Here is a 15,849-nt window from a genome sequence, read left to right as displayed (position 1 = left end):
GGTCGCGTCCTGCTGATGATGCCCCGGGGTTTTACATCGAAACAGCCACACTCTGCAGCCGGAGTTCACCCATGCTGATGCTGCCTTTCTTGAAGTTGATGGCCGAAAAAAAAGCCAGCGACACCTTCTACACCAGTTTTGCACCCGTCCAGATCAAAATTGACGGCACAGTACGGCCGGTCAACGACAAACCGCTTAGCCCGGAAAACGTCCAGCATCTGGCATACAGCCTGATGAACGAGCGTGAAATTGAAGATTTCGAACGGGAGATGGAAATGAACTTTGCCCGCCAGGTCGAAGGACTGGGCAATTTCCGCGTCAACATCTTCCGCCAGCGCGGCACGGTCGCAATGGTTATCCGCCACATCGCACCCAAAATCCCCTCGCTTGACGAACTCAACCTGCCCTCCACGCTGCAGGAACTGATCCGGCACAAGCGCGGCCTGATTATCGTCGTCGGCGCAACAGGCTCAGGGAAAAGTTCGACCGTTGCAGCCATGCTCAATCTGCGCAACCAGACGCAAAGCGGCCACATCCTGACAATCGAAGACCCTGTCGAGTTTCTGTTCAACCACCAGAAATCCATCATCAATCAGCGCGAAATCGGCATAGATAGCCACTCGTATACTGCCGCATTGAAAAATGCAATGCGCGAAGCACCTGACGTACTGATGATAGGCGAGATCCGCGATGCAGAAACATTAACCCATGCCATCAACTATGCCCAATCAGGCCATTTATGCATCACCACACTGCATGCCAACAATAGTTATCACATGCTCAACCGTATCATCAGTTTTTTCCCGGCGGAGTCGCGCACAGCATTGCTGATGGATCTCTCGGTCTCACTCAAGGCCGTCATTTCGCAACGCCTGGCCCCTTCCCCACAAGGCAAGCTGATACCGGCCGTCGAATTACTTATCAACACGCCGCACATTGCCGAGCTGATCCGCAATGGTGACGTAGATAAAATCAAGGATGCCATCGAGGCTTCGATGTCCGATGGTGCACAGACCTTCGAGCAATCACTGTTCAAACTTTACAATGCCGGGCAGATCAGCCTGGATGAAGCCATGAAAAATGCCGACTCGCCTACCAATCTGTACTGGCTGATCAACCACTCCACAGAAAAGAATAAAACACCCAGACCAACACCCTCCCCAGCCAGCAGCCCCGATCTTCCGGACTTTGCCGGTTTTACCCTTAAATAAGCCCAGTCACCATGATCACCCTTTACGGCATTCCTAATTGCAGCACGGTAAAAAAAGCCCGCCAGTGGCTGTCCGAACACCAAGTCGATGCCTGTTTCCACGACTTTAAAAAACAGGGCATTGACGAGGCCACCCTAAAACGCTGGCTGGGGCGCACGGACCTGACCATTTTGATCAACCGCAAAGGCACCACCTGGCGCGCCCTGAGCGAGCATGACAAAACGCGCGCCGATAGCACGGATGCAGCTATCACGCTGATGATGGAAAAACCCTCGCTGATCAAGCGCCCGGTGCTTGAATACGACACGCTGCTGCTGGTCGGGTTTAACGAAGACAATTACAAGCAACTCCTGACGCGATAGCACGCAGGCGGCTACTCACCTTCACCCGCAAACGGCATCAGGCTCAGCTTGCGTTTTAACGTAAACACCTGATGCCCGTCAGACACCGCGCTTATTTGCGGCCCCTCCTCTTGCACGGCAGCCCCCCAAAAACCTGCTACTTTAAGCATATTGAATGCTAACCATGCCAGCCAAAACCATCAGGCTTGGCGTGCTATTTTTCTTCACAAGCTTAGGCATTGACGCGAGCGTGTCTGTTCTCGTCCCTAGTCTGAATGAGATTTCTACCTGACAGAGGTATGATCCGTGCCATGGAACTTGAAATCATTAAAATATTTACCGCATTGCTCGTATTGGTTAATCCGCTGGGTGCAATACCTGTTTTTATCAGCCTTACCCCAAATTCGTCACAAGCAGAACGTAAATCCATTGCCAAAACAACGGCGTCGACCGTCGCCATCGTGATGATCGTTTTTGCCCTGGTCGGCGATGCCCTGCTCAAATTTCTGGGTATCAGCATCGGCTCATTCCAGGTTGGCGGCGGCATGCTGCTGATGCTGATCGCCATCTCGCTGATGAATGCCAAATCGTCCCCCACCAAGACGACCAAGCAAGAACGCGAAGAAGCCGAAGCCAAAACCAATATCGCGGTCGTGCCTATGGCCATCCCGCTGATGATGGGACCGGGTACAATGTCGACGGTCATCATTTACGCCAGCGCAGCCAAAGGCTGGCTGCAACTGCTGGCGCTGATCATCAGCGGTCTGCTGGTGGCGGCCGCCTGCTATGTCACCCTGGTACTGGCAACGCCCATCGGCCGCATCTTAGGCCAGACAGGTATCAACATTGTCAACCGGGTCATGGGTATGATCCTGGCCGCGCTATCGGTAGAAATTATCGTGGACGGGGTTTACCGCCTGTTTCCGCAGCTTGCCCGCTAAACATCAGGTGGCACAGAATTTTCCTGTGCCACCCTTTTTTTGCCTGCTTTTCACCATCGAAGGCAGCGCCCCCAGAATGCCAACCCCATTGGTCTGATAAAAACCAGCTGCACATGATTAGCGGTTAAAATACCGACCCTCTCCTACGGCAAGACAAGTGCGCCATGAGCAAACACGCTTTTTTACGTCTGGCACTGATACTGGCCCTTTGTGCGCTGGTCGCGGCATTTTTCGCACTGGGCGGCAGCGAATGGCTAAGTCTTGAGCGCATCCATGCACATTTGGGACAATGGCGCAGCGCCGTAGAGGCCCACTATTTTGCCGGCGTGGCCATCTACTTTGCGCTTTATGTACTGGCTACCGCTCTGTCGCTTCCCGGCGCGACCTTGCTTACCCTTCTGGGCGGCGCATTATTTGGTCTGACTGCCGGCACCCTCATCATTTCCTTTGCCAGCACACTGGGGGCCACTCTGGCCTTTTTATCGGCGCGCTATTTACTGCGCGACAGTGTCGAGCGCCGTTTTGCCAAGACCATGAGCACAGTCAACGCCGGCATCTCGCAAGAAGGCAAAAGCTATCTGTTCGGCCTGCGTCTGGCTCCGCTCTTTCCCTTTTTCGTCGTTAATCTGGTCATGGGGCTCACCCGCATGCGTGTGTCGACCTATGCCTGGGTCAGCCAGCTGGGCATGCTGCCGGCCACCCTTGTCTATGTCAATGCCGGGGAGCAACTGGGCACGCTGCAAAGCATATCGGGCATCCTGTCGCCGCTGATGCTGGCCTCTTTCATTCTGCTGGCCATCCTGCCATTAACCAGCAGCGCGCTGCTGCGCCGCTACCGCAGGCAGGCGCGCTTGCGCCATTGGACCAAACCCAAGCGGTTCGACACCAATCTGGTGGTGATAGGCGGCGGCGCGGCTGGGCTGGTTGCCTCCTATATCGCCGCAGCCGCCGGCGCGCGCGTGGCACTGATCGAAGCGCGCGAGATGGGGGGCGACTGCCTCAACACCGGCTGCATTCCTTCCAAGGCCCTGATACGCTCGGCCAGACTGGCACACGAGGCGCGCCACGCTGCCGATTACGGCTTAAGCGGCAGCCTGCAAGCACCGTTTAGCGAGGTGATGGCGAGGGTGAAGCGCGTCATTGCACGCGTCGCGCCACATGATTCGATCGAGCGCTACACGGCTCTGGGGGTCGAATGCATACAGGGCAAGGCGCAGATTATCTCGCCATGGCAGGTCAAGGTGGGCGAGCGCACGCTCAACACGCGCGCCATCATTATCGCAACCGGCGCCGCACCGGCCATTCCGTCCATACCGGGGCTGGACGCTTGCGAGCCGCTGACTTCAGAAACGCTATGGTCGCTCAGCACCCTGCCCGGCCACTTGCTGGTAATAGGCGGCGGCGCCATAGGCTGCGAAATGTCGCAGGCCTTTGCCCGCCTGGGTAGCCGTGTCACCTTGCTTGAAGCCGGCGCGCAACTCTTGCCGCGCGACGACATTGACACCGCAAGCAGCATCAGCGCGGCGCTGCAGGCGGACGGGGTGAATGTCGTCTGTCACGCCACCCTCCATCAGTTCAGCCAGGCCAACGGCCACAAGCAGCTGAGCTACAGCCAGCAAGGTCAGGCGCACACAGTAGCGTTTGATCAGGTTTTGCTTGCCACCGGACGCAAGGCGCGGCTAAGCGGTTTCGGGCTGGAACAGCTGGGGCTCTTGGAAGACGGCAAACTGATACTGGACGACACGCTGGCAACACGCATGCCGCACATCTTCGCCTGTGGCGATGTGGCCGGCCCCTACCAGTTCACCCATATGGCGGCACAACAAGGGTGGATCGCCGCGACCAATGCCTTGCAGAGCCTGCGCCGCTTTAAAAGCGACCATAGTCTGGTGCCGATGGCGGTGTTTACCTCACCCGAAGCGGCTCGCATCGGCCTGAACGAAAACGAAGCGCAGGCACAAGGCATCGCCTATGAAACTACCCGTCTGGATCTGGCTGAGCTGGATCGCGCCATTGCCGACGAGGCCAATCACGGCTTTATCAAGGTGCTGACCGCCAAGGGCAGCGACCGCATTTTAGGGGTGAGCATTGTGGCCGAACACGCCGCCGACATGCTGGCCGAGTGGACACTGGCCATGAAACACGGTCTGGGACTGAAGAAGGTGCTGGCCACCGTGCACGGCTACCCGACCTGGATGGAGGGCAACAAAGCCGTCGCCGGTCTCTGGCAGCAAGCCCATACCCCGGCGTGGGCGCTGCGTCTGGCTCGCTGGTTTCTGCGCCGCGCCTGCCACAACCCGCAGCTCTGACAGGACAGCCATGAAATACACGCTACTTGCCACTCTGGTACTGAGCCTGCTCAGCCCCGCCGCCCGTGCCAACTGGGACCAGACCCTGGCGCAAGCGCGCGGCCAGACCGTCTATTTCAATGCCTGGGGCGGCAGCGAGGCGATTAACCGCTATATCGCCTGGGCTGGCAACGAGACGCAAAAGCGCTACGGCGTCAGCGTCAAACATGTCAAAACCGCCGACACCGCCGAAGTCATCCGTCGCATCGCGGCAGAAAAAGCCGCCGGGCGCACGCAAGGCGGCAGCGTCGATCTGGTCTGGATCAATGGCGAAAACTTCCGCGCCATGAAAAATCAGGCGCTGTTGTCGGCCCCCTTTGCCCGAACCCTGCCCAACTGGCGCTATGTCGATTTGAAAAAGCCGGTAGAGCGCGACTTTGCCGAGCCCACCCAGGGCCTGGAGTCGCCATGGGGCGGCGCCCAGCTGACTTTCATTGCCGATCGCAGCCGTGTTCCCGCGCCGCCAGACTCCGTGGCCAGCCTGCTGGCCTTTGCCAAGGCCCATCCGGGACGGGTCAGCTACCCCAAACCGCCACAGTTTCACGGCACCAGCTTCCTGAAACAGGCGCTGCTGGAACTGGCACCCAACCCGGCCCTGCTGCAACAGCCGGTCACCGCTGCGGTTTTTGCCCGCGAAACCCGCGCCTTATGGGCCTACCTTGATCAACTCCACCCCTTGCTGTGGCGCAAGGGTCAGGCCTTTGCCGCCTCAGGCGAGCAAACGCTGCAGATGATGGCCGATGGCGAACTGCTGCTGGGCATCAGCTTCAACCCGAATGAAGTACCCAATCTCATCACCGCCAAACGCCTGCCCAAAACCGCCTATAGCTATGGCCACAAGGGCGGCACGCTGGCCAATGTGCATTTTGTCGCCATCCCGTTTAATGCCAGATCGGCCGCCGGTGCCAAGGTGCTGGCCAATTTTCTGCTCTCGCCCGAGGCGCAAGTCAAAAAGGCCGATGTCGCCATCTGGGGCGACCCTAGCGTACTGGACCCGGCCAAGCTGCCGGCCGCGCAAGGTGCGGCCTTGCGGCAAAGCGCTACGGGCAGCCTGCCAGCCAGCGTCAAGACGCTGGCCGAACCGCACGCCAGCTGGGTGGATGCGCTGGAAAAAGAATGGCTGCGCCGCTACGGCAAGGCCGGCGGCACCTGAGCCATGCCCGTATTGACCCTGATACTGGTCGGCCTGCTGTTTGCCCTGCCACTGCTGGCCGCCCTGCTGGCGGCGCTATGGCCAGCCCTATCCGGTGCGGCGTTAAGCGCGCTGATTACCGACCCGCAGTTTGCAAGCGCCCTCTGCGCCACGCTGATTTCGGCGCTTTTGGGAAGCGCGGCGGCGCTAGGCGGTGCGCTGCTGATTGCGCGCAGCCTGTACCACAGCCGTCTCTGGCTACGCTTAAGCGCGCTGTTTTCACCTATGCTGGCCTTGCCGCATGCGGCATTTGCCATCGGGCTGGTCTTTCTGATTGCACCTGGCGGCATGCTGGTGCGTCTGTTTGCCGCCATCGCCGGCTTTCCCGTCGATGCGCCGGATTGGGTCACGGTCAACGACCCGCTGGGGCTGGCGCTGGCGCTGGCTCTGTGCCTTAAGGAAATGCCGTTTTTGCTGTGGAATATCGCACTGTTTCTCGCACGCCGCGAGCTTGCCCATCAGACACAAGTTGCCGCCAGTCTGGGCTATGCCCCGAAGCACATCTGGCGCTGGATCATTCTGCCGCAATTGCTGCCGCGCCTGGCCTGGCCCTTATGCGCGGTACTGGCTTACTCCCTGACCGTCATCGATATGGCCATCATCGCAGGCCCGGGCACGCCACCTACGCTGGCGGTTCTGCTATGGCAATGGCTGCAGGAAGGCGACCCGGCACGTCTGGCACCGGCCATGGCCGGCAGCTGGCTATTGGCTCTACTAAGCGGCGCGCTGCTGATGCTCTTTGCCTTGTTGTGGCGCGCATGGCAGGCGAGCCACAGATGGCCCGACGGCCAGCGCGGACAACGCACAACCGGGTTTGGCGGGCGCTTGCTGGCCATCAGCTTGCTGGCGATCTACGGTGCAGTCATCCTGCTGACCCTGCTATGGTCGTTTGCCGGCCTGTGGCTGTTTCCCGAGCCATGGCCGCAAAGTCTGACACTCGCGGCCTGGCAAGATGGCGGCGACACCCTTGCCGCCCATCTTTTCAGCACGCTGGCGCTGGCGCTACTCAGTGGATCGGCAGCCTTGTTGCTGGCGCTATTGTGGCTGGAGTACGGCACAGAACATCCGGCCGTGGGCAGCCTGCTACTGGCACCGCTTATCCTGCCGCAAGTCTTGCTGGTGGCCGGCCTGTACCGGCTGGCGCTCCCCTGGCAACTGGAGGGCAGTGTGTTCAGCGTCGCCTGGGCGCAGTTATTCTGGGTATTCCCCTATATGGTGATTGTGCTGGCGCCCGCCTACCGGCGTTTTGATGCGCGCTATCTGATGCTTGCGCGCGCATTGGGGCACACGCGCCTGAAGGCCTGCTGGCGCGTCAAATGGCCCATGCTGGCACGCCCGATTGCTGCTGCTGCTGCCGTCGGTGTCGCGGTCAGCATTGCCCAATACCTGCCCACGCTTTATCTGGGTGCCGGCCGCATCACCACCCTGACCACCGAAGCGGTGGCGCTGTCCTCCGGCGGCAATCGCCGCGTGATGGCCGCCTATGCCCTGCTCACGACCTTATTACCGCTGATCGCCTTTATGCTGGCACGCACATTGCCCGATGATGAAAAACACTCTGTTTGAACTGGACAAGCTCTGCCTGACCCTGCCCGATGGCCGAGCCATCGGCCCGCTTAGCCTTGCACTGGCGCCGGGGGAAATCCTGACCTTGATGGGCCCTTCCGGCTGCGGCAAGTCCAGCCTGCTTGCAGCCATCGCCGGCACCCTGTCACCCGCTATCCGCCAAAGCGGACAGGGGCGTCTGGCGGGGCAAAGCCTGAGCGGCATCCCGATAGAGCAACGCCGCATCGGCCTGTTGTTTCAGGACGCGCTGCTATTTCCGCATATGAGCGTGGCCGAAAACCTGGCCTTTGCCCTGCCGGCAAGTGTACGCGGCCAGGCACGCCAGAACGCGGTAAGGGCAGCGCTGAAAGACGCGGAACTTAGCGGCATGGAAAAACGCGCGCCGTCCACCCTCTCCGGTGGTCAGGCGGCGCGCGTGGCCTTGATGCGCGCCCTGCTGGCCGAACCTGCCATGCTGTTGCTGGACGAACCCTTCTCGCGGCTGGACAGTCGCTTGCGTCAGGACATGCGCGACTTTGTCTATCGCCATTTGCAGGCACGCGCGATTCCGGCCCTGCTGGTCACCCATGACAGTGCCGATGTACCTGCCGGCGGCCGGATCATCCAGCTGGAGGCGCCTGATGCTTGACCGTCTGCTGCTACCGCTTTTACACCGCCCTCTGGCCGCCATGGCCAGGACCCTGTGCCGTCATCGCATCCACGCCGATACCGTCACCCTGAGCGCCTTTGCCTGCGGCTTGCTTGCGGCACTGGCCATTAGCCAGCGCTGGTTTTTAAGCGGCCTTGCGCTGATTTTGCTGTCGCGCCTGCTGGACGGGCTGGACGGCACACTGGCTCGCCTGACCACCCCGACCGATCGCGGCGCTTTTCTCGATATCAGCCTGGACTTCCTGTTTTATTCGTCCATCCCGTTTGCCTTTGCGCTGGCGGCGCCAGACAGTAATGCCCTGGCCGCCGCCACGCTGATCTTCGCCTTTGTCGGTACCGGCACCAGCTTTCTTGCCTTTGCCGTGATAGCGGAAAAGCGCCGCATCCACAGCACCACTTACCCCAACAAGGGCTTTTACTATCTGGGCGGACTGACCGAGGCCAGCGAGACGCTGGCCTGCTTTGCCCTGATGTGTGTCTTTCCCGCCTATTTCCCGCTGCTGGCCTGGGGCTTTGCCGCACTTTGCGCGCTGACCACGCTGAGCCGGCTTGCCGCCGGCTGGCACAGTTTTACCGGAACCAAACCATGAAAAGACTGAATCCTGCATGGCTGCTGGCACTGTCCGCCAGCAGCATTTTCGCGGCCGAGCCCCTGGCCGGTGCCTTCAGCCAGGGCTCGCTCGCCGGCTGGGACACTAAAAGCTTCAAGGGTGAAACCCGCTACCGGCTGGTACAGGACGGCAATACCACCGTGTTGCGCGCCGACGCCGATGGCGGCGCTTCCGGCAAATTCCGCAAAATGAAGGTTGACCTCACCAAGACGCCTTTTCTTAACTGGCGCTGGAAAATCAGCAACACCTACGCCGGCGTCAACGAAAGAAGCAAGAGCGGCGATGACTATCCGGCACGGGTCTATGTGGTGGACGAACGCGGCCCCTTCGGCCTGTCCAGCCGCGCACTGAACTATGTCTGGTCCAGCAACCAGCCCATCGGCAGCCGCTGGCCCAATGCCTTTGTTTCCCAAGCCATGCTGCAGGCGGTCGACAGCGGCAATGCCAAGGCCGGGCAGTGGGTGGCGCACAAGCGCAATGTACGCGAAGACCTGAAAACCGCCTTCGGTGAAGACTTTGACCATATCGACGCAGTGGCGCTGATGAGCGATGCCGACAACGCCGGCGGCAAAGCCAGCGCCTGGTATGGCGATATCTGGTTCTCCGCACAATGAAAAAACTGCTGCTAACTGGTGGCGGCCACAGCCACCTGTTTGTGCTGGAAGCGCTGATACGCCAGCCCCGCCCCGATGTGGAAATCACGCTGCTGACGCGCGATGTGCTTGCCCCCTACTCAGGCATGTTGCCGGGCTTTGTCGCAGGCGCTTACACGCGCGAAGAGATTCATATCGACCTCGCCCCGCTATGCCTGGCAGCCGGTGTCAGGCTGATCCACGACACGGCCACCGCCCTGGACTTGGCAAAGCGTACGCTGCACACAAGCAAGCTCGCGCTGGAGTTCGACCTGCTCTCGCTCGATATCGGCTCCAGCCCCAAGCTTAACGCCGTACCCGGCGCTGCCGACCATGCCTGCGGCGTCAAGCCGATAGATGGTTTTATCCGCTGCTTGCAGCAACTGGATGCCCGGCCCGGGCCTGAACAGATCGTGGTGGCTGGCGCTGGCGCAGCTGGCGTAGAGCTTGCCCTGGCACTGGCACTCAGATATCCGGCAAAACACATCACGCTGATCAGCCGCAGCCGCCTGCTCAAGCGCCACCCTGCGCGCGCCGCGCATCTGGCAAAACAGGCCCTGCAAGCAGCCGGCGTGAGCTGGCGTGAAGGCGAGGCAATAAATGCCGTCAGCGCCGGCATGCTGCAATTGGCGTCGGGACTGGCGTTGCCATTCGATAGCCTGTTCTGGGCCAGCGGCTCGTCCGCGCAAGCCTGGCCGCAGGCTGCCGGTCTGGCCTGCGATGCATCAGGCTTCGTACAGGTCGACGCGGCCTTGCGCTCGACCAGCCACCCCTGCGTATTTGCCGGTGGTGACATCGCCAGCCAGACAGGCCATGTCCATGACAAGGCCGGCGTCTATGCCGTGCGCCACGGCGCCATTCTCGCGCACAACCTGCTGGCAGCACTCGATAGCCAGCCCCTATTACACTACACACCACAAAGCAGCTATCTGTCGCTGCTGGTCTCGGGATCTCAGTGCGCCATCGGCGTGTACAAGGGTTTCAGCTTTAAAGGTGCCTGGGTGTGGAAACTCAAAGACTATATAGATCGCGGCTTTATGCGCCGTTTCCAGCGCTGAAGGACACCATTTCGCAGATGCACTCTATGGCTAGGCAGCGCACCGGCAAGGCCACAAGCCCTCCCAAGGCACACACCCTGCACGACCACGCCCTGCAGGAATGATTCAGTGCATTAACCATAATCATGGACGGGTCTTTCAAGCGGTTATATCATCAGCATATGGCAATAGAAAACAATTGAAAATATTATGGACCACGCGGCTGAAAACCCTCTGTCATCCCCTTGCCGCCGCAGCCTGTTTGGCATCGGCTGCGCATTAGGGCTAGGGGCTTTATTGCCGGCTTGCCGCACAACGCATCCTGCAACGCTTAAGATAAGCAGCCATATCTGGCCGGGATATGAAATGCTGTTTGTTGCACGGCACGAGGGACTGCTGCCTGCCGATCAAATCAATCTGATCGAAGTCCCGTCAGCCAGCGATTCATTACAACTACTGGCTGCCGGCATCACCGATGCCGCCACGCTGACGCTGGATGAAGTGCTGCGAGCACGCGCCACCGGTCTGGATCTGGTTGTGGTCATGGTATTCAATATTTCTGCGGGTGCCGACGTGCTGCTTGCCAGAGAAGACATCCCGCATTTACATGAACTCAAAGGACTGCGCATAGGGGTGGAAAGCTCGGCCACGGGTGCGGTCATGCTGGCGGGCATATTGCAGGCGGCAAAACTGAAAACCGAAGACGTCGATATTATTCCGTTGCCGGTCAATGACCATGAAAATGCCTGGCACAAAGGGCAGGTCGATGCCCTGATCAGCTATCCGCCGGTCAGCACCAAGCTGCAGCGCCAGGGAGGACATATTGTATTTGACAGCAGCGAGCTGCCCGATACCATTTTCGATGTACTCGCCGTACGTCGCGAGGCACTGGCACAGCATGAAAATGCATTGCGTCTATTGCTGCGCGCCCATTTCGCCGTACTGGAACGCCTGAATCAGGCACAAGAAAGCGTGCTTGCCATTATGGCGTTACGCATGCACGAGCAAGCCGATGCCATCGCTGCCATTTTCTCGGCCCTCGTACTACCCGGCCCTAGCGACAACCTGCGACTGCTAAACGGCGAGCCATCTTTACTGACCCTTGCAGCACACCGTTTGAGCAGGCTGATGCAGGATGCAGGCTTGCTACCGGCCACAGCCGGGCTAACCGAGCGGCTAAGCAACCCACGATTTTTACCGGGTGTTTCTACATGAGATATCGCGCCTTATCCTTGCGCCTGCTATTGCCGCTGGCCGTCATTATCGCTTTTATCCTGTCAGTCATACTGTCTCTGGCCTGGATGCGGCAGATCGAAACGCAGAGCATCCACGAGCAAGCCGATGCGCTACTACGTAGCGAATCGTCACGCCTGTCCCGTCTGGCCGACACGTTGCAGCAGCACAATCCGGCCCAACTTGAGGCCGAAGTCATGCTCGCCGGCGCCCAAAGCGACGGCATGGAAACGGCACTGGTAAACGCCGACGGGCAAGTACGCTACGCCAGCCGCAGTGAACGCAAAGGACAGCCGGCAGCCCTCGCATTGCCCGCCTGGGACGAGGCGGGTTTTGCCCTCGCCCGCTCAGGCGTAAAGGCTCAGCTGAGTAATGATGTACACAATAAAAAGCTGAGCATCATGATGCCATACACCATGGCGGCCAGCCGTCATGAAATCAGCGCCCTGAAGCGCGGTGTAGTATGGATACGTTACGACTACAGCCGGAACTTGACAGCCGGGCTTAGCCACGGCTTATGGCAGCGCCTGCCCGAGTGGCTGGGCATGCTGCTGTTTGCCGGCATATTGTCGTGGTGGGTGCGTGGCAATGTGGCCATTCCGCTTGCCGATCTGCTCGGTCGCAGCCGCGCCTTGCAGCAAGGCCGGCTTGACCTGCCCCCGGTAGCGGAACAAGGGGTTGCCGAAATACGCGAACTGGTACAGGTTTTCAATGCCGGCCTTGCGCGCACGCGCAAAGACCGCGATACCCTGCTGGCCAATCAGGCCAGCTTGCAACTGGCGCAGCAAGTATTCGATGCCGCCGCCGAGGGCATACTCGTCACCGATGCAAATAGCCGCATCATTGCCATCAACCCGGCATTTACCGACATTACCGGCTACAGTGCCAGCGATGCACTAGGCAATACCCCGACACTTTTAGCCTCGGGCCGGCACGATGAGGAATTTTTCCGGCAATTTCACCGGACGCTGAAACAAACGGGTCTGTGGCAGGGCGAAATCTGGAACAAGCGCAAAAATGGCGAGATCTATCCGCAGTGGCTGATGGTACGCGCCATCCGCGACGAAGAAGATGAGACCAGTATCAATCGCTATGTCGCCTTATTCAGTGACCTGGCCTGCATCTACCGCGCTCAGGAAGACGCGCGCCGACTGGCACTTTATGACTCGCTGACCCAATTACCCAACCGCAAACTGCTGCTGGAAAAACTGGATGAAACGCTAAGCCGCCAGGGCGGTGTCGCTGTGCTGGTTCTCAATATCGACCGTTTCAATAAAATCAACGAAGCGCGCGGCATGCAAGCCGGCGACAAACTGCTATGCAGCGTTGGCGAACGCCTGGCTGCAGAATTTCCTCATGCCCTGCTGGCACACTTGACCGGTGACGAGTTTGCCATTTTGCAAACCAATCTGCCGGCGTCCAGGCGGGAGGCGGCTTCGGTCATGATGCATCTGGCCAGTGATGTACAAGCCAGCGTCGCCCTGCCTATTGAGCTGGAAGGCAGCCCGGTGCAGCTAAGCATCAGTGTTGGCATTGCACTGGCCAGTGGCAAAGAAGATGCCAGCGAACTGATGCTGATGGCCCAGACCGCACTTTCACGCGCCCGGCGCCAAAGTGGCGGCCATATTGCCTTTTTCGAAAGCAGCATGGGCGACATCGCACGTAAGCGCTTTGATATCGAACGCGAGTTGCGCCTTGCCATCGCAAAAGGAGAACTAAGGCTCTATCTGCAACATCAGGTGGACACCCAAGGGCAAGTCTGTGCACTGGAGGCGCTGGTGCGCTGGGCACATCCGGTACGCGGCCTGGTTCCGCCCGGAGAATTCATCACGGTTGCCGAAGAAAGCGGCTTGATCATCGCGCTGGACAACTGGGTACTCACTGCGGCCTGTCAGGCGCTGGCACAGCTCGCGGCAGCAGGCTGCCCTATTTCCATCGCCGTCAATGTCAGCCCCAAACACTTCGCCCAGGATGATTTTGTCGACACCATATTGGCAACCCTGGAGCGCGAAGGCGCCTCGCCCAACCGGCTGCTACTGGAGATCACCGAAGGCCTGCTGCTGGACAAATTCGATGAGGCACGCGCCAAAATGGCAGCGCTAAGCGAAGCCGGCATACGCTTTTCCATCGACGACTTTGGCACTGGCTACTCCTCGCTGGCCTATCTCAAGCAACTACCGATACACGAGCTGAAAATAGACCAGAGCTTTGTACGCAACCTGCCCGGCGACAAAAACGATGGCGCACTGGTCGACACCATTATTTCTATCGCCCGCCATCTCGGCCTGGCCATTGTTGCCGAAGGCGTCGAAACAAAAGCCCAGCAACATTTTCTGGCCGAGCGTGGTGACCTGACCCTGCAAGGCTATTTGTTTGCCCGTCCGATGCCGGCACAAGCCGTCATCGATGCCCTTGTCCATATCCCGGCACAGCATGCATAGCACGGCCACAAACCGTGCATTGCCTAAGACGACTTACTCAATAATCTATCTGGAATCTAAGCATGCGCAACAACCAGCCTGTTACCAATCAGGAAACACCCTTTACCGAAGGGATCATCGTCACCCGCACCCGGCTGGATGGTGTGATCGAGTATGCCAACGACCGCTTTCTGGAAATATCCGGCTTCACCCGCGACGAGTTAATCGGACAGCACCACAATATCGTGCGTCATCCGGATATGCCGCCGCTGCTGTTTGCCGACTTATGGCAGACCATACGGTCGGGCCAGCCATGGAACGGCCTGGTCAAAAACCGCTGCAAAAACGGCAACCATTACTGGGTGGATGCTTTCGTACTGCCCATGCAGGAAAAAGGCAAGACTGTCGGTTATATGTCGGTACGCTCCCCGGCCTCGCGCACGCAGGTCGAGCAGGCACAGCGCGACTACCCGGCCTTGATGTCGGCCTCTGCCCTGCCCCGCCCACCCCGAAAAGGCCCCGGTGAAAAGACGGTACGCCGGCTTTATGGATTATTGATGTTTGCGCTGGTGGCCGGCATGGCAGCATGGCAGGCCTCGCCGCTGGCCCTGGCCTTGGCCGCTTTCGCCCTGACCGCCACACTGGCATGGCAGCACTATGAGCAGCGTCAGCAACAAAATATCCATGCGCTGATTGACGCCTGCCATGCCATGGCCGAAGGCCGGCTGGGCGAATCCATTGCCCGCAAGCAGTCAGGCATCGCCCAAGAGCTGGCAACGGCACTGGCCATCATGCAGGCCAGAACCAAGGTTGTGGTTGACGACATCCAGACCGCGGCCCATGCCTTGACCAGCAGCAGCGCACAACTGGAAACACGCATGCACGAAACACAAGCCCGCATCGCCAGCGGCAACGACAGCGTCACCAATATCAGCAGTGCGATTGAAGAGCTGTCTTCATCCATCACGCAAGTCGCGGAAAATGCCACCCAGTCCGCACAGATCAGCAAAATGACCCGCGAACGACTGGACAACAGCAGCAAGCAACTGTCCATGCTGGAAGCACAAAGCGGCACCTTCAGCCGCGAGGTCGAAACGGCCCAGCAAACGGTGGCCTCGCTAGGAGATGCCATCGGCCAGATCAGTCTGGTCAGCAATACCATTCACGACATTGCCGAGCAGACTAATTTGCTGGCATTGAATGCGGCGATCGAAGCCGCACGTGCCGGCGAAGCGGGCCGCGGCTTTGCCGTCGTGGCCGATGAAGTCAGAAAACTGGCGGAACGCACCAGCCAGTCAACCGGACAGATCAACCAGCTTATCGCCCATGTCAATGAAGCAACCAGCAACGCCATCAACAAAATGGGCGATGTTACCCGTCAAAGCCAGAACAGCGCGCTAGCTCAGAAGGATGCGGCAGACGGTATTCATGCCGTCTCACGCGAGACCGAGACCGTAGACGGCAATATGCAGGACATCGCCAGTGCCAACCAGCAGCAATCGGCAGCCGCCAATCATCTGGCGACCGAAATGGCGAGTATTGCCGAGCAATTTAGCGCCTCCAACGAACATCTGGCCAGCGCGACCCGACAGATTGGCGGCCTGTCTGTCCGTGCAGAAGAGATGCGCAAGCTGGCGGAAACCTTCGAAGTCTGACAGCACGGCAAACC

At 59.5% G+C, this 15,849-nt stretch carries 13 protein-coding genes; all 13 read left to right on the top strand.

What is annotated here, in order from left to right; all coding sequences use genetic code 11:
• Nucleotides 1-71 precede the first annotated feature (71 nt).
• Complete coding sequence (locus GQF02_RS08965) at nucleotides 72-1,211, top strand: PilT/PilU family type 4a pilus ATPase (RefSeq protein WP_124734572.1); 1,140 nt, start codon at nucleotides 72-74, stop codon at nucleotides 1,209-1,211.
• A gap of 11 nt (nucleotides 1,212-1,222) precedes the next feature.
• Nucleotides 1,223-1,573 (top strand): ArsC family reductase, encoded by a 351-nt coding sequence (locus GQF02_RS08960; RefSeq protein ID WP_124734573.1) that lies wholly within the window; start codon nucleotides 1,223-1,225, stop codon nucleotides 1,571-1,573.
• A gap of 290 nt (nucleotides 1,574-1,863) precedes the next feature.
• Nucleotides 1,864-2,493 (top strand): MarC family protein, encoded by a 630-nt coding sequence (locus tag GQF02_RS08955; protein WP_124734581.1) that lies wholly within the window; start codon nucleotides 1,864-1,866, stop codon nucleotides 2,491-2,493.
• A 164-nt stretch (nucleotides 2,494-2,657) separates the two neighbouring features.
• The gene (locus GQF02_RS08950) at nucleotides 2,658-4,802 is read left to right on the top strand and encodes an FAD-dependent oxidoreductase (RefSeq protein WP_124734582.1); all 2,145 of its coding nucleotides are present in this window, start codon (nucleotides 2,658-2,660) and stop codon (nucleotides 4,800-4,802) included.
• 10 nt (nucleotides 4,803-4,812) lie between these two features.
• The gene (locus GQF02_RS08945; protein ID WP_160796497.1) at nucleotides 4,813-5,994 is read left to right on the top strand and encodes an ABC transporter substrate-binding protein; all 1,182 of its coding nucleotides are present in this window, start codon (nucleotides 4,813-4,815) and stop codon (nucleotides 5,992-5,994) included.
• A gap of 3 nt (nucleotides 5,995-5,997) precedes the next feature.
• Nucleotides 5,998-7,599: an ABC transporter permease gene (locus tag GQF02_RS08940; RefSeq protein ID WP_160796495.1), complete on the top strand. Its 1,602-nt coding sequence runs from the start codon at nucleotides 5,998-6,000 to the stop codon at nucleotides 7,597-7,599.
• Complete coding sequence (locus GQF02_RS08935; RefSeq protein WP_220789402.1) at nucleotides 7,577-8,227, top strand: ATP-binding cassette domain-containing protein; 651 nt, start codon at nucleotides 7,577-7,579, stop codon at nucleotides 8,225-8,227. Before GQF02_RS08940 ends, GQF02_RS08935 begins: the two co-directional genes overlap by 23 nt.
• Nucleotides 8,220-8,837: a CDP-alcohol phosphatidyltransferase family protein gene (locus tag GQF02_RS08930; RefSeq protein ID WP_160796493.1), complete on the top strand. Its 618-nt coding sequence runs from the start codon at nucleotides 8,220-8,222 to the stop codon at nucleotides 8,835-8,837. The genes GQF02_RS08935 and GQF02_RS08930 overlap by 8 nt, the downstream gene beginning before the upstream one ends.
• Nucleotides 8,834-9,472, top strand: coding sequence for a DUF3047 domain-containing protein (locus GQF02_RS08925; RefSeq protein ID WP_160796491.1), 639 nt, complete (start codon nucleotides 8,834-8,836; stop codon nucleotides 9,470-9,472). The genes GQF02_RS08930 and GQF02_RS08925 overlap by 4 nt, the downstream gene beginning before the upstream one ends.
• The gene (locus GQF02_RS08920) at nucleotides 9,469-10,548 is read left to right on the top strand and encodes an FAD-dependent oxidoreductase (protein ID WP_160796489.1); all 1,080 of its coding nucleotides are present in this window, start codon (nucleotides 9,469-9,471) and stop codon (nucleotides 10,546-10,548) included. The genes GQF02_RS08925 and GQF02_RS08920 overlap by 4 nt, the downstream gene beginning before the upstream one ends.
• Before the next feature lie 189 nt (nucleotides 10,549-10,737).
• Nucleotides 10,738-11,742 carry an ABC transporter substrate-binding protein gene (locus tag GQF02_RS08915; RefSeq protein ID WP_160796487.1) on the top strand — a complete coding sequence of 335 codons (1,005 nt, stop codon included), beginning with the start codon at nucleotides 10,738-10,740 and terminating at the stop codon, nucleotides 11,740-11,742.
• Entirely contained in the window at nucleotides 11,739-14,201 is a 2,463-nt protein-coding gene (locus tag GQF02_RS08910) for a putative bifunctional diguanylate cyclase/phosphodiesterase (RefSeq protein WP_160796485.1), read from the top strand. The genes GQF02_RS08915 and GQF02_RS08910 overlap by 4 nt, the downstream gene beginning before the upstream one ends.
• A 62-nt stretch (nucleotides 14,202-14,263) precedes the next feature.
• Nucleotides 14,264-15,835 carry a methyl-accepting chemotaxis protein gene (locus GQF02_RS08905; protein ID WP_160796483.1) on the top strand — a complete coding sequence of 524 codons (1,572 nt, stop codon included), beginning with the start codon at nucleotides 14,264-14,266 and terminating at the stop codon, nucleotides 15,833-15,835.
• Nucleotides 15,836-15,849: the final 14 nt, after the last annotated feature.

The organism is Craterilacuibacter sinensis (assembly GCF_009831765.1).
Taxonomy (GTDB): Bacteria; Pseudomonadota; Gammaproteobacteria; order Burkholderiales; family Chromobacteriaceae; genus Craterilacuibacter; species Craterilacuibacter sinensis.
This window is presented reverse-complemented; position numbering and strand designations above follow the sequence as displayed.